This is a genomic window from Serratia sp. PL7, from assembly GCF_945957435.1.
The window spans coordinates 1,863,132-1,884,754 of sequence record NZ_CAMFLB010000001.1 but is presented as its reverse complement, the minus strand read 5'-3'; the positions used below and the strand labels follow the sequence as shown (position 1 = coordinate 1,884,754).

The 21,623-nt window shown below is 59.1% G+C and carries 22 protein-coding genes and 1 tRNA gene; 13 read left to right on the top strand and 10 right to left on the bottom strand.

Annotation, left to right across the window (positions count from 1 at the left end):
• Positions 1 to 293 precede the first annotated feature (293 nt).
• The 3 genes from N6G83_RS09060 to N6G83_RS09050 are packed head-to-tail and all read right to left on the bottom strand — an operon-like array spanning position 294 to position 4,804.
• The gene (locus N6G83_RS09060) at positions 294 to 1,661 is read right to left on the bottom strand and encodes a TolC family protein (RefSeq protein ID WP_049205107.1); all 1,368 of its coding nucleotides are present in this window, start codon (positions 1,659 to 1,661) and stop codon (positions 294 to 296) included.
• A gap of 3 nt (positions 1,662 to 1,664) precedes the next feature.
• Positions 1,665 to 3,602 (bottom strand): MacB family efflux pump subunit, encoded by a 1,938-nt coding sequence (locus N6G83_RS09055; protein WP_033642649.1) that lies wholly within the window; start codon positions 3,600 to 3,602, stop codon positions 1,665 to 1,667.
• The gene (locus N6G83_RS09050; protein WP_080352482.1) at positions 3,599 to 4,804 is read right to left on the bottom strand and encodes an efflux RND transporter periplasmic adaptor subunit; all 1,206 of its coding nucleotides are present in this window, start codon (positions 4,802 to 4,804) and stop codon (positions 3,599 to 3,601) included. Before N6G83_RS09050 ends, N6G83_RS09055 begins: the two co-directional genes overlap by 4 nt.
• Positions 4,805 to 5,020: 216 nt before the next feature.
• On the opposite strand from N6G83_RS09050, the gene cho reads away from it, so the two are divergent.
• From cho to N6G83_RS09025, 5 genes are all read left to right on the top strand, one after another.
• The gene (gene cho, locus N6G83_RS09045) at positions 5,021 to 5,869 is read left to right on the top strand and encodes an excinuclease Cho (protein ID WP_049205152.1); all 849 of its coding nucleotides are present in this window, start codon (positions 5,021 to 5,023) and stop codon (positions 5,867 to 5,869) included.
• Positions 5,870 to 5,981: 112 nt separating this feature from the next.
• Positions 5,982 to 6,078: transfer RNA gene (locus tag N6G83_RS09040), tRNA-OTHER, on the top strand.
• A 184-nt stretch (positions 6,079 to 6,262) separates the two neighbouring features.
• On the top strand, positions 6,263 to 6,562 hold the full coding sequence (locus N6G83_RS09035) for a sigma-S stabilization anti-adapter protein IraP (RefSeq protein ID WP_025302380.1): 300 nt from the start codon (positions 6,263 to 6,265) through the stop codon (positions 6,560 to 6,562).
• A 123-nt stretch (positions 6,563 to 6,685) separates the two neighbouring features.
• Positions 6,686 to 7,189: a YlaC family protein gene (locus tag N6G83_RS09030; RefSeq protein ID WP_043141770.1), complete on the top strand. Its 504-nt coding sequence runs from the start codon at positions 6,686 to 6,688 to the stop codon at positions 7,187 to 7,189.
• Positions 7,190 to 7,258: 69 nt separating this feature from the next.
• Positions 7,259 to 7,390, top strand: a complete 132-nt coding sequence (locus N6G83_RS09025) for a hypothetical protein (protein ID WP_256376330.1) — start codon at positions 7,259 to 7,261, stop codon at positions 7,388 to 7,390.
• Positions 7,391 to 7,452: 62 nt separating this feature from the next.
• On the opposite strand, the gene N6G83_RS09020 is transcribed toward N6G83_RS09025, so the two are convergent.
• From N6G83_RS09020 to mdoC, 4 genes are all read right to left on the bottom strand, one after another.
• A complete protein-coding gene (locus N6G83_RS09020) occupies positions 7,453 to 7,581 on the bottom strand; it encodes a hypothetical protein (RefSeq protein WP_016928228.1) in 129 nt (42 codons plus the stop codon).
• A gap of 248 nt (positions 7,582 to 7,829) precedes the next feature.
• Positions 7,830 to 9,551: a potassium/proton antiporter gene (locus N6G83_RS09015; RefSeq protein WP_015377414.1), complete on the bottom strand. Its 1,722-nt coding sequence runs from the start codon at positions 9,549 to 9,551 to the stop codon at positions 7,830 to 7,832.
• A gap of 281 nt (positions 9,552 to 9,832) precedes the next feature.
• Complete coding sequence (locus N6G83_RS09010; protein ID WP_033633376.1) at positions 9,833 to 10,057, bottom strand: hypothetical protein; 225 nt, start codon at positions 10,055 to 10,057, stop codon at positions 9,833 to 9,835.
• A gap of 303 nt (positions 10,058 to 10,360) precedes the next feature.
• Complete coding sequence (mdoC, locus tag N6G83_RS09005; protein WP_043141764.1) at positions 10,361 to 11,491, bottom strand: glucans biosynthesis protein MdoC; 1,131 nt, start codon at positions 11,489 to 11,491, stop codon at positions 10,361 to 10,363.
• 259 nt (positions 11,492 to 11,750) lie between these two features.
• Between mdoC and mdoG the strand changes: the two genes are divergently transcribed.
• From mdoG to N6G83_RS08990, 3 genes are all read left to right on the top strand, one after another.
• Positions 11,751 to 13,319: a glucans biosynthesis protein MdoG gene (gene mdoG, locus N6G83_RS09000; protein ID WP_025302384.1), complete on the top strand. Its 1,569-nt coding sequence runs from the start codon at positions 11,751 to 11,753 to the stop codon at positions 13,317 to 13,319.
• Positions 13,312 to 15,870 carry a glucans biosynthesis glucosyltransferase MdoH gene (gene mdoH, locus N6G83_RS08995; RefSeq protein ID WP_025302385.1) on the top strand — a complete coding sequence of 853 codons (2,559 nt, stop codon included), beginning with the start codon at positions 13,312 to 13,314 and terminating at the stop codon, positions 15,868 to 15,870. The genes mdoG and mdoH overlap by 8 nt, the downstream gene beginning before the upstream one ends.
• Before the next feature lie 213 nt (positions 15,871 to 16,083).
• A complete protein-coding gene (locus tag N6G83_RS08990; RefSeq protein ID WP_049205154.1) occupies positions 16,084 to 16,281 on the top strand; it encodes a YceK/YidQ family lipoprotein in 198 nt (65 codons plus the stop codon).
• A gap of 6 nt (positions 16,282 to 16,287) precedes the next feature.
• Here N6G83_RS08990 and N6G83_RS08985 read toward each other — a convergent pair whose 3' ends face one another.
• Positions 16,288 to 16,833: a GNAT family N-acetyltransferase gene (locus N6G83_RS08985; RefSeq protein ID WP_025302387.1), complete on the bottom strand. Its 546-nt coding sequence runs from the start codon at positions 16,831 to 16,833 to the stop codon at positions 16,288 to 16,290.
• 33 nt (positions 16,834 to 16,866) lie between these two features.
• Complete coding sequence (locus tag N6G83_RS08980; RefSeq protein WP_043141761.1) at positions 16,867 to 17,244, bottom strand: MysB family protein; 378 nt, start codon at positions 17,242 to 17,244, stop codon at positions 16,867 to 16,869.
• 210 nt (positions 17,245 to 17,454) lie between these two features.
• Here N6G83_RS08980 and leuA point away from each other — a divergent pair, with 210 nt between their 5' ends.
• Entirely contained in the window at positions 17,455 to 19,143 is a 1,689-nt protein-coding gene (leuA, locus tag N6G83_RS08975) for a 2-isopropylmalate synthase (RefSeq protein WP_197770804.1), read from the top strand.
• Here the strand turns inward: leuA and N6G83_RS08970 are convergent.
• The gene (locus N6G83_RS08970) at positions 19,094 to 19,894 is read right to left on the bottom strand and encodes an AraC family transcriptional regulator (RefSeq protein ID WP_167325007.1); all 801 of its coding nucleotides are present in this window, start codon (positions 19,892 to 19,894) and stop codon (positions 19,094 to 19,096) included. The two genes, leuA and N6G83_RS08970, sit on opposite strands and share 50 nt — an antisense overlap.
• A gap of 136 nt (positions 19,895 to 20,030) precedes the next feature.
• On the opposite strand from N6G83_RS08970, the gene N6G83_RS08965 reads away from it, so the two are divergent.
• The 4 genes from N6G83_RS08965 to N6G83_RS08950 are packed head-to-tail and all read left to right on the top strand — an operon-like array spanning position 20,031 to position 21,592.
• Positions 20,031 to 20,348 (top strand): ArsR/SmtB family transcription factor, encoded by a 318-nt coding sequence (locus N6G83_RS08965; RefSeq protein ID WP_033638023.1) that lies wholly within the window; start codon positions 20,031 to 20,033, stop codon positions 20,346 to 20,348.
• Positions 20,338 to 20,772: a YeeE/YedE family protein gene (locus tag N6G83_RS08960; protein WP_043141752.1), complete on the top strand. Its 435-nt coding sequence runs from the start codon at positions 20,338 to 20,340 to the stop codon at positions 20,770 to 20,772. The genes N6G83_RS08965 and N6G83_RS08960 overlap by 11 nt, the downstream gene beginning before the upstream one ends.
• A gap of 2 nt (positions 20,773 to 20,774) precedes the next feature.
• Positions 20,775 to 21,203, top strand: coding sequence for a YeeE/YedE family protein (locus tag N6G83_RS08955; RefSeq protein WP_043141748.1), 429 nt, complete (start codon positions 20,775 to 20,777; stop codon positions 21,201 to 21,203).
• Entirely contained in the window at positions 21,194 to 21,592 is a 399-nt protein-coding gene (locus tag N6G83_RS08950) for a VOC family protein (RefSeq protein WP_197770803.1), read from the top strand. Before N6G83_RS08955 ends, N6G83_RS08950 begins: the two co-directional genes overlap by 10 nt.
• Positions 21,593 to 21,623 lie beyond the last annotated feature (31 nt).

Genomic DNA, 21,623 nt, shown 5'->3' with positions numbered 1-21,623 from the left:
AGTTGGGATGTGGATCACAAAATACCGTCGTTTATGCCGAGGTTATGTCATTTAGGTGACTAATTATTTTGCATCTATAGCTTAACGTTATATCTTGCGGCGATCAAATCCAGCAGTTTAACTTAAGTGTTTGCACCGATTTGGTGCGAGAATGGTCTAATAAATGTGCGATTTGACGATTTTTCGTCTAATTGGTCATGTTTTAAGTATAGAGAGTACGGGAGATAAAACAGGAAAAATTGATGTGTTTGCCGTCAAAAAAAACGCCTGACCCACTGGCCAGGCAGTTTGGATTAAGGTACCGATGAACCGCCGAATTCGAGATAGATTTTCGCCAGATTCTGGTACTGCGCGAAGCGGTTTTCATCCACCGACAGTTCCGCCTGACGGCGTTGTTCCTGAGCATTCAGCCAGTCGGTAATGGTGACGGCGCCCTGTCGGTAACGCACCTCGTTCAGCCGTTCCGATTTACGCGCCAACACCAATGAGGCGCGCAACTGCGTCTCCTGCGCCAGCAGCTGCGTGCGCAGTGACAGCGCGTTGTTCACATCGCCCATCGCTTTGTACAGCGCCTGCTTGAAGGCCAGAACTTGCTGTTCATAATCGTTGCGGGCGATCTTGATCTCCACGCCCATTTGCCGCCACTGCAGGAACGGCAGCGTCAGGCCGGCGCTGAGGCTGCCTGTCGGGTTACGCAGGAATTCCAGCAGCGCGCTGCTGCTGGCGCCCAGTGAACCGGTCAGGCTGAACGCAGGATAGTATTGCAGACGTTTTTCATCGACGTTGGCCAGGGCGGCGCGCAACCGCAGCTCTTGAGCGCTGAGATCCGGGCGACGGCTCAGGACGCTAGCGGGAATGCCGGTGTTGATCTGCGGCATCGCCGTCGTCGGCAGGCGCACGGGCGCGATGGTGGCCTGGCCTGATGGTGCGCCCAGCAGCACCGCCTGCTCGTTCAGCGCCTGTTGACGATCGTGTTGTAACGCCAGCAGGCTGCGTTCCTGCGCCAGCAAGTTTTGTTCCGCGTTCACTACGTCCAGCGCCGAGATGCTGCCGGCCTGATAACGGGCGTTGGCCAGCCGCAGCGTCGTTTTGGCATAGGCGATGCTCGCCTGGCTGACGCTGATTTGTTGATTGAGAAAACCGATGCGCCAGTAGTTGGTGGCGGCGTCGGCCAACAGTTTCAGGCGCGCCGCCTGCAGATCCTGCACGGAAGCCTGGCTGCTCCACTCGGCGGCGTCGCGCTGGCGCGCCAGCTTGCCCCACAGATCGACTTCATAGCTGGTGGTGAGCGACGCGTTGCTGGTTTTATTCCACGCGGAGGACTCGGACAGCGGGCGATTGATGCCGCTGCCTAATGAGGCGCTGATGCCGGGCGCGGTGCTGATGCCGACGCGTTCCGCCTCGAGCTGCGCGCGGTAAACGCGCAGTACGGCGGCGGCCAGATCGTTATTGCTCGCCATCACCTGTTGCAGCCAGCGATCGAGCTCAGGATCGTGGAAATCGCGCCAGTCGAACGGCGTGGGCGCGGCGTTGTGGGCGTCGTTCTGCCAGCTCGTCGGATAGTTGACCTGCGGCGCCCGGTAGTCGCTTTTCAGGGCGTTGCCGCAGCCGGCGGTGAGCAGGGCGACGAGGCTTAGTGCCAGGGGAGATAAAATTTTCATGGGTTACTCGCTGGCCAATGAAACGACCGGATCCATCCTTGCCGCTTTACGGGCGGGGAGATAACCGAAGATCATGCCGATTAAAGTTGAACAGAAAAACGCCGTCGCGGCAGCTTGCCAGGAATAGATGGCGGTGAACATGCCGCCCGCCAGCGAGGTGAACAGCGACCCGGCGGCGAACGACAGCGCGATGCCCAATGCGCCGCCGATCAGACAGACCAGCACCGCCTCTATCATGAACTGTTGCATGATGTCGCTGCGCCGCGCGCCGACCGCCATGCGCACGCCGATTTCGTGGGTGCGTTCGGTCACCGAGACCAACATGATGTTCATCACCCCCAGGCTGCCGATCACCAGCGCGATGGATGCCACCATCAGGATCAGCAGGCTAAAAGTCATTGACGTGCGTTCGATGGACTTTCGGATTTTATCGAAGTTGTACAAACGGAAATCTTTTACGCCGTGGCGCTGGGTCAACAGCTGTGTGATAGCGGTGACGGCCGATTCGCTGGCGACATTGTCCTTTAGGCGAACGGTGATGCCGCTGAGCGTCGGTTTGCCTACCATGCGATACATGACAGTGCTGTAGGGCATCCATACAGTGATGCGATTGGGCGCGTAATTGCGATTGCTTTTAGCCACACCGATCACCCGGGCCGGCACCGAGCCGAGAAACACGATCTGGCCGAGCGGCTCGACGCCGAAATCGCCGAACAGCGCCTGGCGCGCATTGTCGTCGATGATCACTTCCTGCAGCGCATTACGATCGTCGCGGAAAGTCACGCCTTGTAACAGCTCGACGCCGTTAACGCGGAAATAGTCGCGCCCGACGCCGGTGATCGAGGCAGTGGCGGATTTGCTGCGAAAACGGATGCTGTCGGAGGCGTCTACTTCCGGGCTGACGCTGTCGACGAAGCTTTGCTGTGCCAGCGCGTCGGCATCGGCCGGCACCAGGGTGCGGATGCTGTCGATGGCGTCATCGAAGAAATCGCGGCCCGGATAGATGCTTACCACATTCGTGCCGAGATCTTTGAGGTTTTCCAGCGTGCGCTGTTTGGCGCCTTCGCCCAGCGCCACTACCGTGACCACGGCGGCGATGCCGAAGATGATGCCGGTCATGGTCAGCGCGGTGCGCAGACGATGAGCGTTCATCGCCTTCAACGCCATGTGCAGCGATTCGCGAGTGCGGTCGATCAGGCGTTGCCAGCCGCTTTGCCGGCTGCGGTTCGGCGGCGGCAACGATGGGCCGGACGCCGACTTGCGGCCACTGTCAGCGATGATCTTGCCGTCTTGCAGTTCGATGACGCGCTGCGCATGTTGCGCCACTTTCATATCGTGGGTGACGATCACCACGGTGTGGCCGCGCTGATTCAGTTCGCTCAGGATCGCCAGCACTTCCTGGCCGGATTGGGTGTCCAGCGCGCCGGTCGGTTCGTCCGCCAGGATGATCTCACCGCCGTTGATCAGCGAACGGGCGATGCTGACGCGCTGCTGCTGGCCGCCGGAAAGCTGGCCGGGTTTGTGGTCTTCGCGTCCCTCAAGCCCTAACCGCGCCAGCAGTTGCGCCGCCCGCTGCCGCCGCTGATCGCGCCGGGCGTTGGCGTAGATAGCCGGGATTTCGACATTGCCCAGCGCGCTGAGATCGGGCATTAGGTGGTAACGCTGGAAAATAAAGCCGATATGCTCGCGGCGCAGGCGGGCCAGTTCGTCCGGCGACAGGTGGGCGGCGTTCTGGCCGCTGATGTAGTAGTCGCCGCGATCCGGCACGTCGAGGCAGCCCATGATGTTCATCAGCGTCGATTTGCCGGAACCGGAGGCGCCGATGATCGCCACCAGCTCGCCGGCGGCGATGGTCAGATCGATGTCTTTCAATACCGTCAGCGCCTGGCCGCCGTTGGTGTAGGTTCGGCTGATGCCTTTTAGTTCGATGATCGCGTTCACAGGAAGATGCCATCCTCAGCCGATTTGGCGGCGGGCTGCGACAGCACCACGGTTTCACCGGCTTTCAGGCCGCTGAGGATCTGAATGTCGACGTTGTTGGTGATGCCGGTGGTCACTTTGCGCGTTTCCAGCCGCTGGTCTTGGGTCAGCACCTGCACCTGCTGCTCTTGGCCATCGATTTTATGCACCGCCTGGATCGGCACCAGTAGGGTGTTCTTCGCGTCGCCGAGCAGCAAGGACACCTGCGCGGTCATGGCGATGCGCAGGCGGTTTTCCGGGTTGGGCACGTCCAGCAGCGCGTTGTAATAGACCGAGGCGTTCGAGGTGCCGGAGCCGGAAGCAGAGCTGGTCCCGGCGAGCGAGTCGTCTTTCATCACCGATTCCGGTGCCAGCTCGATGGTGCGCAGCGTGGCGTCGTACCGCTTATCCGGATCGGAGAAAATAGTGAAGTACGCCTTTTGTCCCGGCGAAATGCGGGTGATGTCGGCTTCGGAGATCTGCGCCTTGATGGTCATCATATCCAGCCGCGCCAGCTTGACGATGGTCGGTGCACTTTGGCTGGAGTTGACCGTTTGTCCCTGCTGCGTGACCACGGCGATAACAATGCCGTCCATCGGCGCAACCACGCGGGTATAGCCCAGATCGATTTTTTTCTTTTCGACTTCGATCTGCGATTGCACCAACTGCGCATTGAGCGCCTGCAGATCGGCGCGAGTGGTGGCGAGCGAGGCTTCGGCGGTCTCGAAGTCTTCCCGCGAACTGGCTTCGTCGTTCAGCATGCGGCGCTGGCGTTTAAAACGCGACTCCGCCTGTTTCAGCAAGGCCTGTTTGGCTAATATATTGGCTTTGACTACGTTCAGCGCTGCCTCGGCGTTGCGCAGATCGTTGCGCTGTTGCAGATCGTCGATGTCGGCGATCGGTTGCCCTTTGGTGACGCGATCGCCCAGCTTGACCTTCAGCGATTTGACTTCGCCGGAGACGCGGGCGCCGACGTTGACGCGTTCGATGGCATCCAGCCGCCCGGTGGCCAGCACGGCGTTTTCGATATCGCCCAGGCGGGCCGGCGCGGTAACGTAATCCTGCTGAGGCGGGCGTTGCCAAAAAATGGCCAGCGCGACGGCGACGGCGATGAAAACGATGGCGGCGATCAACGCCAGACGGCGGGAGGGGAGTTTCAGTGATGACATACCCAGGTTTTCCATAACGATAAAAGCGGCGGTTCCAGTCTGCCATCATGGCAGCGCCAGCTTGAACTGGCGCTAAACGTGAGGCGCTTTCCCGCTGGAAAGGGGATAGTAAAGGCTTTCCCGCTAAAGATCACGGCGAGTTATTATCCACCACGTGTGCAACCGGCTGCGTTGGGCGTTATACTGGGTAAAAAACCAGTATTCATTCATCAGCAGGATAACACCACCGCCATGATGCCAAACCGCCTCGAGCCAGAACTCGACATTTACCAATACCCGGAGCACCTGCGCGCCTGCCTGGCGCCGTTGCCCAAAGGGCCGGGCGTGTATGTGTTTCACGGTCAAAGCGAGAGCCTGCCGCTTTACATCGGTAAAAGCGTCAATATACGCAGCCGGGTGATGGCGCACTTCCGCGCGCAGGACGAGGCTAAAATGCTGCGCCAAACCCGGCGCATCAGCTTTATCGAGACCGCAGGCGAGTTGGGGGCATTGCTGCTGGAGGCGCAATTGATCAAACAGCAACAGCCGCTGTTCAACAAACGTCTGCGGCGTTCGAAACAGCTGTGCGCGCTGCGCTTGCAGGCAGATGCGGTGACGATTGCTCACGCCAAAGAGATCGACTTCGCCGTCACGCCCCACCTCTACGGGCTGTTTGCCAATCGCCACGCCGCGCTGGAAAAGCTGCGCGCCATCGCCGATGAGCATCGTTTATGTTACGGCAAGCTGGGGATCGACAAGCTGCCGGCAGGGCGAGCCTGTTTCCGCTACAGCCTGCGCAAGTGCGCGGGCGCCTGCTGTGGCGTGGAGTCGGCGCAGGAGCATGCGCTGCGGCTCGGCGCGGCGCTTGAGCAGTTGCGCATCGCCTGTTGGCCGTTCGCCGGGCGCGTGGCGCTGGAGGAGCAGGGCGAGACGCTGCGTCAGTACCATGTGATCCACAATTGGTTTTATCTGGGCTCGGTCGGCGATCTGGCGCAGGCGGAGCAGCTACAGAGCGCGGCCAGCCATTTCGACAGCGATGGCTACAAGATTTTGTGCAAGCCGCTCATCGCCGGCGATTACCCGATTATTGAGCTGCCGTAAGGCCATCATGCTGGTGATAACCTAAGATTTATCCGTAAAGTCAGGGCATTATGCTAAAAAAGCTTGAATCCATAATGTTGTTATGGATAATGGCGCCCCGAAGCGAAGGAACGCGCTATTAACTCAGTTGGCAGAGTGATTGGTTTTATAATGGCTTGTTTTGGCTTGAAAATTGATAGACGCGGGTTCGAGTCCTGCATAGCGCGCCAGCTTTCTTCCTTCGTCTCATCGCGCTTACCGTAAAGCGCACCCGGGTTGATTTGCACTATCGGCTCCTCGTTGGGATTTTCGGGTGTGCTTTACCGTAACCGCTGGCTTTCCTTCCTCTTTCTCTTTCGATCCTTTGCTAAACTGTAATCAGGCAGGCTTGCTGCCCGGCAACAGGAGGTCGATATGTCTCACTCCGATCAACTGCAGGAACTCTTGCAACGCGTCGCCGCCCTCGAGGCGAGAGAGAAAGCGCTGACCGCCGCGTCCAACGCTTATCAGGCGATTATCACCACCATGTTAGGCAATATGGAGAAGACCGAACGTGATCGGATCATCGCGATGATCGATCAGGCCCATGAAATCGCCTACGCCCGCGCCATTCAGCGCAGCAACGAACCGCAAAAGCAGAAAATCAAACAGGCTGACGATGTGGCCCAGCGCATGTTCATGTTTGCGCAAGGCAAGGCCGCTCAGCCGCGCTGAAGCCAAACTATAACAGTTGCCATCATTAAGTTGGCTAACTGATCTACCCGGCAAAACTGTACTTGTGTTACTTTTAGCAGTGAGATTTGATGGCAATGCTGTTTCCAGCATAAGGTTGTAACGATGGACGCGATTAAAAGCATCTTGGTTAAAGAGATTGAGCAGATCAATCGGCGCGAAGGGCGTGACGGCAAGCCGCGCTTCAACAGCGAATTCGCCCGTACTCACCGCTATTTGTGCCTTGCCATGTTCGCCGGCTACTTTGCGGTGATCGCCGTGATGTATCAGGTGCCGTACATGGGGGTGTATGCCTTCCTGGGCTTCACCGCCTTCGTGCTGTTCATGTTCGCCATGCTGCTGATCGAGATCCGGCCGGTCTACCGCTTCGAGGACATCGGGGTACTGGATCTGCGGGTTTGCTACAATGGCGAATGGTACTTCACGCGCGCGCTGTCGCCTTATGCGGTGCAGCAATTGCTGGATGAGCCCTCCATCGGCGCCGCGCTGAAACAGAAGATGCGAGTCATCATCGGCAACAAGGGCGAAATCGACTTCTACGACGTGTACGATATGGCATACGGAAAAAAGCCGCAGGATGAGCCACCGCAGCTGGCGGCGGCAAACTGAAAGGTTTCCGGCCGGCGGCTTGTCGATTATACTCAGCGTTTGAACATGAAGCAGAATAAGGACCAAGCGATGAGTGATGATATTTTCGATTTTGATATCGATGCCGAACTGGCGAAAGCCGAAGAAAAAGCGGCGCAGAAGGTAAAAGAGGTCCCTGAAATCCTCGAAGACGAAGCGGACTGCGAAGGTTGCAAGATCTGATCGCCTGACCCATAAAAAAAACCGCCGCGGCGGTTTTTTTTATGTCTGAGCGTCGCGTGGCATCAATCCAGCACGAATCCCCAGATCAGGAACGCCGCCACCAGAATCAGGCAAAGCGCGGACACCGTCACCAGTATTTTCCCCAGAATGTCTTTTTCTTGTTCCTGCTGCGTCACGTTAAAATTATCCAATTAAAAGTCTATGGACCAAACCGGCGATGCTGAGATCGGCTGCCGCTACACCCAGCGCCATGAGCATCATCACCGAAAGAAATCGAGTCTTGCCGTTCACACCCTTAATCCCTGTGGGCGCCGCTGTTAAGTTTTTATATCAAAGGGATATAATTCAGCGGCGCCGAATCGCATACATCGTGATAGTGATTAAGAACGTTCTTAAGGCCAGAAGTTCCCTCATCTGATTGCGCCGCTGTGCGGCAGCGTCAGTCGGTCACGATCCTGACGCCTATCTTGCTGACTTGATTGCCGTCCATTTCTGCAATGGTCCAGGTCAGGCCGTCCCACTCCACCTGGTCGCCGATCACCGGTTCGCCGCCGATCAGCTGAATGACGAACTGCCCCAGCGTCTGCTGCTCGTCCACGTCGTCTTGCAGGTTGAGGCCATAAACCTGTGAGATGTCGCTCAAACGGGCGTCGGATTGCAGGATAAAGTCGCCGAAGAAGCGTTCGTCGAGCGTCACGGCCGGCGCTTGGCTAAACAGTTTGCCGAGGATCGGCAGATCGTGCTCATGGCCGATAACGCACAGGATATCGTTCTCGCGCAGCCGGGTACTGCCGCTAGGGTGCAGCAGCTCTTTGCCGCGGAACAGGGCGGCGATGCGGGTATTGGGCGGCATTTTCAGCTCGCGCAGCGCGGCGCCGACGCACCAGTTTTCCGCCGAAAGCTGATACACAAACTGTTCCCACTGGTTTTCCGGGTGCACGTCCAGCCCAACGCGGGAGATCGGCGTCAGCGCCGGCGGCACGATCACCTTGGCCTTTTTGGCGGCGAAAGACAGCGTGGTGCCTTGCAGCAGCAGGGAGACCAGCACCACGAAGAACGCCACGTTAAAGAACAGCTGGGCGTTGGGCAGCCCGGCCATCATCGGGAACACCGCCAGGATCACCGGTACCGCGCCGCGCAGGCCAACCCAGGAAATAAAGCCGCGTTCGCGCAGGGTAAAGCTGCGGAACGGCAGCAGGCCGATAAACACCGACAGCGGGCGTGCGAACAGGATCATCCACAGCGACAGCAGCAGGGCAGGGATGGCGATCGGCAGCAGCTCATGCGGGTTGAGCAGCAGGCCGAGTACCAGGAACATGCCGATCTGGCTGAGCCAGGCCAGGCCATCGAAGGTTTGCACGATGCCGTGACGGTTGCGGATTGGACGGTTGCCCAGCAGCAGACCGCACAGGTACACCGCCAGAATGCCGCTGCCGTCCAGCGCGGTAGTCAGCGCGAAAATAAGAATGCCGCCGCTCACCGCCAGCAGCGGGTAGAGACCGTCCGCCAGCTTGATGTGGTTGATCAGCGTCAGCAGCAGCCAGCCGCCGCCGAGACCGAAGACGATGCCCATGCCGAACTGCTGCATCAGATGCAGCGGGAAGGTCCAGCTTAGCGCGGTTTCCCCGGCGGCGATCATCGCAATCAGCGTGATGGTGAGAAATACCGCCATCGGATCGTTGCTGCCGGATTCGATCTCCAGCGTAGCGCTGACGCGTTCGTTCAACCCTTTGCCGCCCAGCAACGAGAAGACTGCGGCGGCGTCGGTGGAACCGATGATGGCACCGATCAGCAAGCCCTGCAGCAGATCGAGGTTGAACAGCCAGGCGGCGGCCATGCCGGTTAGGCCGGCGGTGATCACCACGCCGACGGTGGCGAGAGACAGTGCTGGCCACAGTGCCACGCGGAACGAACTGACCCGGGTGCGCATGCCGCCGTCGAGCAGGATCACCGCCAACGCGAGGTTACTGACCAGATAAGCGACCGGGTAATTGCTGAAGACGATGCCGCCGGGGCCGTCGACGCCGGCCAGCATGCCGATCGCCAGGAAGATCACCAGGATCGGAATGCCGAGTCGGGAAGAAAATGAGCTGAGCAGAATGCTTGCCCCCACCAGCACGGCACCGATGACGAACAAGCTGTTAATGGTGCTGGCATCCAAAATTTCGCTCTCCTGAGGCTGGGGATAGGGGGCACTGCGCGTGTGCCGATGATAACGTGTTTAGTGGGTAAAACGCCAAGGCTGATTGTGAAAACAATCGATCAATTATTGCCCTTTGGTACGATTAAACTAAGAAAGTGAGGAGAAGAGGGGAAATTCTGCCTTTTATCCAACATTATCAGGCTGCTGTATTTTTGCTGTGGCAACAATGATCGAGCGGCTCGGAGGAAAAACCATTAAGCCCGCGCAGGCAGGCTTAATGGTTTGCAGGCGCGGTAGGGTTAGTGGTCGAGCGATTCCAGCGCCCGTTTGATCAGCTCGGTGGCCAGCTTGCTTTCCGCTTCAGAAATGCCGTCGAGATTAAAGTTGGAGAGCTCAGCGACCAAAACGCTGCGTTCTTTGCCGCTGATTGAGGCGTCCAGCGCGGACAGCAGCCTGCCGAGGATCTTCAGCAGGGTAGCGTTTTCCGCTACGGCTTCCTGAGCCGGGGTGTTCTTATCGGTCATTCAAAATCCTCTCTGTCGTGACGGAAGGGAGATGCAGCTAACGCCATCGAATGAATTAAACGATCGCGCAGCCCTTCGGGGGTGTCGAGCCCAATCACTACCGTAAGGCAGGGATATGGATTTTTACTTATGCATTGCAGTTATAACGACTAGGTAATCTATGCTACCGTATCACTGTGCCCTAACGGGCGACGCCAGGCTGAGCAATGTGTGCTCTGTATGCAAACGACCAGTATAGGCTTTCTGCGCGGCGTTAATATGACAGAAAACCCCTGCGAACGGTCAGGTTTACAGGGGACAAGGTTATTGCGGCTTGCCGGAGAACAGGAAACGCAGCACCGGAATGCGCTTGTGCAGCTCATATAACGCGAAGGCCAGCGAGAACACAAACAGCAGGCCCAGCAAAAATCCCAACAGGTTATTGCCGATATACGGCGTCACGAAAGCGCCATATATCAGGGTCAACGGGTGGTGCACCAGATATATAAACAGCGAGGCGTTGACCAGATAGGTGATGCGCGGTGAGTGATAATTCAGCAGGTTATGCCCGAAAGAGAACACCACATTGGTCATCAGGATCCCCATTAGGGTTTTGATCACCACTTCCAGCTCGAACATATAGCTGCTGTGCGCCAACAGTTTCTGGTTCAGCATATATGCGATAAACAGCAGCAGCGAGCCGAGCAGCGCCAGCGGCGAACGACGCAGAAAAATCTCTTTAAGCCACACATACTTAAACGCATAGGCGCCGAGGATGAAGAACGGCAGGTAGAACATCGTCTCCATCACCACGAAATTGAACAGGCCATTGGATAATAGCTGCGGCGCGAAAATTAAAATAATACGGTGCGCGGCCGAATAGCATACCGCATAAATAAAGAAACACAGTGAGACATTTCCTAATCCACGCATTCTGTTTATTAACGGTGGAATAGGATCGCGGGTTTGACGCTTGATTTTGCGGAACAGATAAAAGCAGGCGAAGGTCAACAATGACAGGGTCAATAAGAACCACAGATGAGACACCAATTCCCAAACTGTTACATTTATTTTCTGATAGAGAGAAAACTCGTCCCAGCCGTTTAATTTATCGGTGAAATATTTCAGCATGAAAAATTGCGGCACCGTAATTAGCGGGATGGAGCTCAACAGCGGGATCGCCACCCGCTCCAGCCTGACCTTCAACCACTGATGGCGCTCGTAGCGCTCGTAGAGCATGTAGGAGAAGTAGCCGGAGATCACGAAGAACACCTGCATGCGGAAAGCGTGGATGAAGTCGTTCAGCACCGTGAGCGAGAAGGAGGGCGACGCGCTGTTCACCGCCCAGGCGTGGCTGGAATAAATCAGGGAGAGGTGAAACGGAATGCCGAGCAACATCAAATAGGCTCGGATCGAATCGAGGAAAAACTCGCGCTGTTTGCTGCCTTTAGTCATAGATTACCGCTGGTGATTTAATCGAGAGTTCATTAACACGCTTAATAAGTCGTCAAACGTTAAATTGTTATCCGGAACCCTACTATAGCCCCCCGCATTTTTCCATAGCGTCTTGTTGCGCGGCTTGCTACGCTGGTGTTCCATCAGCTGCTTAAACAATGAGCCGTAAACATGAACCATCCATTTATCATGTTGTCGGAAAGCTGAGTAATCCATTAATATGGATTTAAATGATTTGAGCACACGAATAGGGGGGGATGTGCTAGTTAATATATTATCCGGACAACCACGCGCCGCGAGCGTTCGTTGGTTAGGTGCTACCGTATTGTTCACGCTGTTCAGTTCGCCGGCATGGGCCTTTTCTATTGATGATGTCGCCAAGCAGGCGCAGGATCTGGCGGCGAAAGGTTTCGAAGCCCCGAAGAGCAACCTTCCTTCTCAGTTCCGCGAGATGAAGTTCGCAGACTATCAGCAGATTCAGTTCAATCACGATAAAGCCTATTGGAGCAAGCTGAAAACCCCTTTCAAGCTTGAGTTTTATCATCAGGGGATGTACTTCGATACGCCGGTGAAAATCAACGAAGTCACCTCCACCAGCGTAAAACAGATCAAGTACAGCCCAGATTACTTCAACTTCGGTTCGGTCAAACACGACCCTGAATCGGTGAAAAATCTCGGTTTTGCCGGCTTCAAGGTGCTTTATCCGATCAACAGCGCCGATAAAAACGATGAGATCATGAGCCTGCTGGGCGCGAGCTATTTCCGCGTGGTGGGTAAAGGGCAGGTTTACGGGCTTTCCGCTCGCGGCCTGGCTATCGACACCGCTTTGCCGTCCGGCGAAGAGTTCCCGCGTTTTCGCGAATTCTGGGTTGAACGTCCGAAGCAGGGCGACAAGCACCTGGTGATCTACGCGCTGCTGGATTCCCCGCGTGCCACCGGCGCTTACCGCTTCACGGTGATCCCGGGCCGCGACACCACCGTGGACGTCGAGTCTAAAGTGTTCCTGCGCGACAAGGTGGGCAAACTGGGCCTGGCGCCGCTGACCAGCATGTACCTGTTCGGGCCGAACCAGCCGTCACCGACGCTGAACTACCGCCCGGCGTTGCACGATTCCAACGGTCTGTCTATCCATGCCGGCAACGGCGAGTGGATCTGGCGTCCGCTGAACAATCCTAAACACCTGTCCGTCAGCACCTATACCGTTGAGAATCCGAAAGGCTTCGGTCTGCTGCAGCGCGGTCGCAACTTCAAAGAATATGAAGATCTGGACGATCGTTACGATCTGCGTCCGAGCGCCTGGATCGAACCGAAGGGCGACTGGGGCAAAGGCAAGGTCGAGCTGGTGGAGATCCCGACGGCGGATGAAACCAACGACAACATCGTCGCGTTCTGGACGCCGGATACCTTGCCGGAAGCCAAAAAGCCGCTGACGCTGAGCTACCGCCTGAACTTCACCCGCGATGAAGACAAGCTGCATTCGCAAGACATCGCCTATGTGGCGCGGACCATGCGTTCGACCGGTGACGTGAAGCAGTCCAACCTGATTCGCGAGCCAGACGGCAGCGTGGCTTTCCTGGTCGACTTCGTTGGCCCGGTGCTGAAAGGACTGGATGCCAATACCCCGGTCGCCTCTCAGATCAGCATCGGCGACAATGGTGAAATGGTAGAAAACAACGTCCGCTATAACCCAGTGACCAAAGGCTGGCGCCTGACGGTGCGTCTGAAAGTGAAAGACGACAAGAAGCCGGTAGAAATGCGTGCGGCGCTGGTCAATGGCGATAAGACTCTGTCGGAAACCTGGAGCTATCAGCTACCTGCCAATGAATAAGCCTACTCAACCCGCCCAGGATTATCTTGCGGCGTTGCCTCTGACCGCTGAGCGGTCAGAGGCGCTCAACCCTCAAACGGCGGATGACGCTCAGGCTCTGGAGGCGCTCCATCGGCAGATGGGCGCCGCCGACGCCAACGTCAATAGCCTGTCGGCGGATGACGTGGCGCTGGCCTCGGTCAAACCGCGTATCGAAAACGCCTGGCCGGATGCGGTCAGCGATGACGACTTCGATACCGACGCCGAAGGGCGTGCCATTCTGAAGGCGACGCCGCCGATCAAACGCACCACCATGTTCCCGGAAGCCTGGCGCACCAACCCGGTGGCGCGCTTCTGGGATTCTCTGCTGGGGCGTTCGCCGCACAATCGGCACGCCACCAAAGAGGAAGCCGCGGCCGAGAACCGCTGGCGTGTCGTCGGCTCCATGCGCCGCTATGTGCTGCTGGTGCTGATGTTGGTGCAGACCGGCATCGCCACCTGGTACATGAAAACCATCTTGCCTTATCAGGGCTGGGCGCTGATCGATCCTATCGCCATGTTGGATCAGGATCTGATGCAGTCGGTCCTGCAACTGCTGCCGTATGTGCTGCAAACCGGCATTCTGATCCTGTTCGCCGTGCTGTTCTGCTGGGTCTCGGCCGGTTTCTGGACCGCGCTGATGGGCTTCCTGCAGTTGCTGATCGGCAAGGACAAATACAGTATTTCCTCTACCATCAAGGGCGATGAGCCGATCAACCCGGCGCACCGCACCGCGCTGATCATGCCGATCTGCAACGAAGACGTCGAACGCGTGTTCGCCGGCCTGCGTGCGACCTATGAGTCCGTCGCCGCGACCGGTCAGCTGGAACACTTCGATATCTACGTGCTGAGCGACAGCTACGATCCGGACATCTGCGTGGCGGAGCAAAAGGCGTGGATGGAGCTGTGCCGCGATGTCGACGGCCACGGCCGCATCTTCTATCGCCGCCGCCGCCGTCGCGTAAAACGCAAGAGCGGCAACATCGACGACTTCTGCCGTCGTTGGGGCGGTGAGTACAGCTACATGGTGATCCTGGACGCCGACAGTGTGATGAGCGGCGAATGCCTCACCGGGCTGGTGCGTTTGATGGAAGCCAACCCGAACGCCGGCATCATCCAGTCCGCGCCGAAGGCCTCCGGTATGGATACCCTGTATGCGCGCGTGCAGCAGTTCGCTACCCGGGTTTACGGGCCGCTGTTTACCGCCGGCCTGCATTTTTGGCAGCTGGGCGAGTCGCACTACTGGGGCCATAACGCCATCATCCGCGTGAAGCCGTTTATCGAGCACTGTGCGCTGGCGCCGTTGCCGGGCGAGGGCTCCTTCGCCGGTTCAATCTTGTCGCACGACTTCGTTGAAGCGGCGCTGATGCGCCGCGCCGGCTGGGGCGTGTGGATCGCTTACGATCTGCCGGGCAGTTACGAAGAGCTGCCACCAAACCTGCTGGACGAGCTGAAACGCGACCGCCGCTGGTGCCACGGCAACCTGATGAACTTCCGCCTGTTCCTGGTGAAGGGTATGCACCCGGTGCACCGTGCGGTGTTCCTGACCGGCGTGATGTCTTACCTGTCGGCGCCGCTGTGGTTCATGTTCCTGGCGCTCTCCACCGCATTGCAGGTGGTGCATACGCTGATGGAACCGCAATACTTCCTGCAGCCGCGGCAGCTGTTCCCGGTCTGGCCACAGTGGCGGCCCGAGCTGGCGATTGCACTGTTCTCCACCACGCTGGTGCTGCTGTTCCTGCCGAAGTTGCTCAGTATTGTGCTGATCTGGGCCAAGGGCGCGAAAGAGTACGGTGGGGCGTTCCGCCTGTTCATTTCGATGCTGATGGAAATGCTGTTCTCGGTGCTGCTGGCGCCGGTGCGCATGCTGTTCCATACCGTGTTCGTAGTGAGCGCCTTCCTCGGTTGGGAAGTGGTGTGGAATTCTCCGCAGCGTGACGATGACGATACGCCTTGGGGTGAAGCGTTCCGCCGCCATGGCTCGCAGATGTTGCTGGGCCTGGTGTGGGCCGGCGGCATGGCGTGGCTGGATCTGCGCTTCCTGTGGTGGTTAGCGCCGATCGTGTTCTCGCTGATCCTGTCACCGTTCGTGTCGGTGCTGTCGAGCCGCGCAACGCTGGGCATGAAGAGCAAACGCGCCAAGCTGTTCCTGATCCCGGAAGAGTACAACCCGCCGCGCGAGTTGCTGGCGACGGAAGAATATCTGCATCTCAACCGCAACCGCGCGCTGACCAACGGCTTTATGCATGCGGTGGTCAACCCATCCTTCAACGCGCTGGCGACGGCGTTGGCGACGGCGCGTCACCATCTGCGTGCGACGCTCGATCGCAACCGCGAGGAGCGGGTGAACGAAGCGCTGCAGCTGGGGCCGGAGAAACTGGTGAAGGGCAAACGTCTGGAGCTGCTGAGCGATCCGGTTACGTTGGCTCGTTTGCACCAGCGCGTTTGGCTGTTGCCGGAAGGCGCCGCCTGGCGTGAGCACTATCAGCAGTTGCCGCACAACCCGCTGGCGCACCCAACGGGCCGGCGTTAATCGCTGAACGGCAACGCTCAAACGGGGAATGCGCATGGCGCGTTCCCCGTTTTTTTTTTACCTTTTGCTTACGCGCGCCGATGCCGGTGGAGAAAGGGAACTGTGATAGACTGCGGCCGATGCGTTGTTCACTCGCGAAACAACCCTTTGCTCAGAGTCAATGTCGTGAAGCTCTCTTCCTACCTTCGGCTGGCCTGCGTGGCGGCCGGCGTGATGGTCTTAACCGGTTGCGGCAGCATCATCAGCCGCACCATGCCCGGCGCAGGGCATGGCCACCAGTACTATCCCGGCGTGCAGTGGGATTTGCGCGATACGCCCTGGCGTTACGTCACGGTGATAGATGTGCCGTTGTCGATGGTGGTGGACACCTTTATGCTGCCGTTCGATGCGCAGCACGGCCCCTATGAATAAACCTGCTCAGCGGGTGGCGAACACCACCAGCTGATAGCCTTTCTGCCCACAGTGGAAAGGTGCCAGCGCCGTCATGCCCAACCCTTGCACGTGAGCGGCCAACGAATGCGGATTGTCGTCGTCGATAAACAGCGCGCCCACGTCGTAGTCATGACTGGTGTGCGCTTTGACGGCGGCGTAGAGGCGTTTCAGCACGCCTTTGCCGCGCCAGGCGGCGTCGAGGCAAACCGGGCCGTAGAGAAACACCCGCTGCTCACTCAGCGCCCGCCCGGCGAAGGACTGCGTGGCGAGCGTCGCCAGCATCGCATCCACCACCGGTGGCCGCGGTTGCACGTCGGCAGGCATCAGGCAAACGAACCCTGCCAGTTGGTTCTCCTGTTCGGCCACTAGTATGCCGATGCCGCGGTTGATCGCCGTCAGCTGCGCCTCATTCATGCGCGATACGATAAATCCCTGCCGTTTTTGGCGCTCGTCGAGCGCTTCCGGCACGTTTTCCCCCTGCAGCTGCAAAATGGCGGGGTAGTCGGTAGAGCGGGCCCGGCGGATAATCATGTTGCCTCCTTGGCGATAAAAATGTGGTGCGGGTTAACGTTCATCCCACTCATCGGCCGCGGCCTGGCCTTCTTCGGTATCCAGCGGCGGTTCGAGCTGGAAGTCGCCTTCTTCCCATTCATACAGGGTATTTTCGTCTATCCACTCGGCGGTAATTTCCACCTCGTCGTAGTCCCCGTCGAAGATCGCCTGTGCCGCCGCACCGCTGCGCAGCGTCAGGCATTCCACCGCTTCACCCTCTTCTTCGAAGAACTCCGCCTGCCACATCGTGTCGCCATCCTGCATCACGTACTTTTGCAGATTGAACTGCTGCGGCACTGGCGGTTCGTCACCGCTGCCGCCTTCGGCGGTGTCGAGAAACTCTTCGCGTGCGGCCTCGATGGCTTCTTCCAGGGTTGCATACAGGCTCATGTTCGCCTCCGTTGACAATGAGAATAAAGCGTCCGGCGTGCTGCCGGCGCGGTGGGGAAAAACGTCAAAACTAATTGTTGTCTCACTGGCGCAGGATGCAAATTTTTTTGTTGTCCGCTCTGCGACGACGGTTGTCCGCAAAGCGGGAGAAGCAGGCGCGGAGACGGGAAATAATGACGGTATCGTTCACTCAGGCATCAGGAGAAGCCCATGTTAATCGACCCTTCAAGCAAATACCGACCGTTCCCGCCGGTTACGTTACCGGATCGCCAGTGGCCTGCGCGCACGCTGCGGCAGGCGCCGCGCTGGTGCTCCAGCGATCTGCGCGACGGCAACCAGGCGCTGGCGGAGCCGATGGATAACGCGCGCAAGCGCGAATTCTATCAATTGTTGTTGCAGTGCGGTTTCAAAGAGATTGAGGTGGCTTTCCCTTCGGCGTCGCAAACGGATTTCGATTTTGTGCGTGCCCTGATCGACGAGCAACTGATCCCGCATGACGTCACGATTCAGGTGCTGACGCAGTCGCGCGACGATCTGATCGATCGTACCTTCGAGGCGCTGCAGGGGGCGCCACGGGCTATCGTGCATCTGTACAACGCCACGGCGCCGATGTTTCGCGACATCGTGTTCCGCCAGGATAAGGCCGCTACCGTGGCGCTGGCGGTGAACGGCGCGCGGCGCATTCGCCGGCATTGTGAGGCTCAGCCCGATACCGCCTGGTGCTTCGAGTATTCGCCGGAAACCTTTTGTTTTACGGAATTAGAGTTCGCGCTGGAGATCTGCGAAGCGGTGGCGGAGGTGTGGCAACCGGGGCCGCAGCGGCCGATGATTATCAACCTGCCGGCGACGGTGGAAGTGAGTACACCCAACGTGTATGCCGATCAGATTGAATGGTTCTGCCGCCATTTCAGCCGTCGCGCCGATGTGGCGATCAGCGTGCATCCGCATAACGATCGCGGTACCGGCGTGGCCTGCGCGGAGCTGGCGCTGTTGGCCGGCGCCGACCGGGTCGAAGGCTGCCTGTTCGGCAACGGAGAGCGTACCGGCAACGTCGATCTGGTTACGCTGGCGTTGAATCTTTATACCCAGGGCGTGGCGCCGGGCCTGGACTTCAGCCGCCTGAAACAGGTGGTGGAAGTGGTGGAACAGTGCAATCAGCTGCCGGTGCATCCTCGCCATCCTTATGCCGGCGAATTGGTGTTTACCGCCTTCTCCGGTTCGCATCAGGATGCGATCAAGAAAGGTTTCGCCGCGCAACGCCAGCGACAAGATGGCTGGTGGCAGGTGCCTTACCTGCCGCTCGATCCCGCCGATGTCGGCTGCAGCTATGAGGCGGTGATCCGGGTTAACAGCCAGTCCGGTAAAAGCGGCGCCGCCTGGCTGTTGGAGCAGAACCATGGGCTGGCGTTGCCGCGCGGTTTGCAGATTGATTTCAGCCAGGTGGTCCAGCGGGCGACCGACGGCAGCGGTAAGGAAATGAGCGTCGCGCAGCTGTGGCGCTTATTCCGCGACACTTACGGGCTGGTGGAGCAGCCGTGCTTGCAGCTGTTGAGCTACCAGACGGAAAGTCACGGGGTAGAGGCCTACAGTTTCAACGCGAGAGTCGCCTGGCAGGGGGAGACACTGCGGTTGCAGGGAGCCGGCAACGGCCTGCTTTCCAGCGCGGTGGATGCGCTGCGCCAACGCTTCGGCTTGCCGTTGGCGATCGAGGATTACCACGAGCACACGTTGGGGCATCAGAGCGACAGTCGAGCGGTGGCCTATATCCGCTGTGCGCTGCCGCACGGTGAGGCGAGCTACGGCGTTGGCATCGACGTCGACTCCGCCAGTGCTTCGCTGCAGGCGCTGTTCAACGTTGCCGGGCGCTATCTGGTGTCAACGTCGGCGCGGCCCGGCTGAAATAGTCGCTGGGCGCGACCCCCAGCACTCGGCGGAACATGGCGCTGAACGCGCTGGGGCTGTCATAGCCGAGATCCAGCGCCACTTCCAACACCGAGCGGCCTGTCGCCAGCGCGTTCAACGCCGCCAACAAACGGGCGCGTCGCACCCAATCACTAAAATGCAGCCCGGTTTCTCGCTGGAAGCGCCGCGACAGGGTGCGTCCGCTGACGCTGAGCTGAGCGGCCGCCTGTTCCAGCGTCCAGGGCTGTACCAGCGTAGTCTGAATATGGCGGCACAGGGCAAGCAGTGAGGCCTCACGCGGTTCGGGCAAGTGCAGCGGCAGACTCGGCAGCATTCGCAACTCATCCAGGATCAGTTCCATCACGCGCTCATCGCGCCCGCCGCTGGGATAGCCGGGCGCAATCTCCATCGCGCTGATAATCAGCTCGCGCAGCAGCGGCGACACCTGCACCACCTGGCACTGAGCCGGCAGATCGGCGCGCGCCAGCGGATCGACAAACAGCGTCCTGGCCGCCACCTGGCCGGTGATGCGCAGGCTGTGCACCACTTTCGCCGGTACCCAGACGCCACGGCCGGGTGGCACCACCCAACTGCCGAGCCGGGTGGTGACCTGCACCACGCCGCTCAGGCTGTGGATCAGCTGCGCGCAGTTATGGTAGTGCTCCGGCTCGCTGTCGCCGTGGCGATAATCCCTGGCTAACGGCCGGATGGGCTGATCGGGCGGCAGAACGTCGTGAAACAACAGCATTGTAAGCAGTCTCCGCACGGCAAAAGGGGAAATGACAGGATGCCATGCGGCGCTGTTTCACACCAGTCTGTGGCGTGGTACGGCAAAATAGTTTATAAAATGATATTATATAATTTTATATATTGATGGAGGGGTAATGGATATTGACGCGATGCGCAAGGCGGCGGCGCAGGCCGGCGCGATGCTGCGCACTCTGGGCAACGAAGATCGGCTGCTGCTGCTGTGCCGGCTCAGTCAGGGCGAGATGGCGGTGAGCGAGCTGGCGCAGGCGCTGGATATCCGCCAGCCGACGCTGTCCCAGCAGCTTGGCGTACTGCGGGAGGAAGGGTTGGTGTCCACCCGGCGCGCCGGCAAGCAGATTTACTATGCGGTGGCCGATGCTAAAGCGTTGGCGCTGCTCCACACCCTGTATCAACTTTATTGCCCGCAACCGGAGAACCGCGATGACCATTGACTGGCCACACTTCACGCCTTATTCCGCGCTGGCGGGTGGGGCCATTATCGGCGGCGCGGTGGCGCTGCTGCTGCTGTTCAACGGCCGGATCGCTGGCATCAGCGGCATTACCGGCGGTGTCTTGAGTGCCGCTGGCTGGGAGCGGGGCTGGCGCGCCGCATTTATTGGCGGGTTGCTGCTCTCGCCCTGGCTGTATGCTGCCGCTGCGGCTTTGCCGTCCGGTGAGATCGCGGTCGGCAACGGCGGGCTGGCGGCCGCAGGGCTGTTGGTGGGATTGGGTACTCGATTGGGCAGCGGTTGCACCAGCGGGCACGGCGTATGCGGCGTCGCACGGTTGGCGCCGCGTTCGCTGGCCGCCACGGCGGTGTTTATGCTGCTGGGCTTTATGACCGTGTGGTTGATGCGCTACCTGGCGGGAGGTTGAGAATGCTTAAAACGCTGTTGGCGCTGCTGAGCGGCATCATTTTCGGTCTGGGGCTGATCGTCGCCGGCATGGCCAATCCGGCCAAAGTGTTGGCGTTTCTCGACGTTACCGGCGTGTGGGATCCCTCGCTGGCGTTGGTGATGGCGGGTGCGATCGCGGTGGCGGCGCCGGCCTTCCTGTGGGCGAGGCGACGCGAGCGTAGCCTGTTGGGGGAAACGCTGCAGATCCCGGCCGCCGGGCGTCTGGATCGTCGTTTGCTGGCGGGCAGCGCACTGTTCGGCATCGGGTGGGGTATCGCGGGTATTTGCCCCGGTCCAGCCTGGGTGTTGGCCGGGGCGGAGATAAGCCGGGTATGGCCGTTCCTGCTGGCGATGCTGGCGGGTATGGCGCTGTATGACGTTATCATGAGGAGGAGGAGTACGTGTCGATAGCCAAAGCGGTGTTGCGCATCGCGCGCCCGACCGATCGGTTGCAAGAGATTGCTACGCTGTATTGCCGCGGGCTGGGTTTCGAAAAGCTGGGTGAGTTTGTCGATCATCAGGGGTTTGACGGCATGATGATTGGGCATCCGCAGCATGCCTACCATCTGGAGTTCACGCAGCATCGTGGGGTGCGGGTCGGGCAGGCGCCGACGCAGGATCATCTGCTGGTATTTTATCTGCAGGATGAGAACGAATGGCGGGCTGCGTGTGAGCGGATGCAGGCGGCAGGGTTTTTATCGGTCGCCGCCTATAATCCCTATTGGGATCGGGCGGGGCAAACCTTTGAAGATCCTGATGGCTATCGGGTGGTATTGCAACATCAGGCTTGGCAGGCATAAAAAAACCGGCGCATCGAGCGCCGGTTTGCGA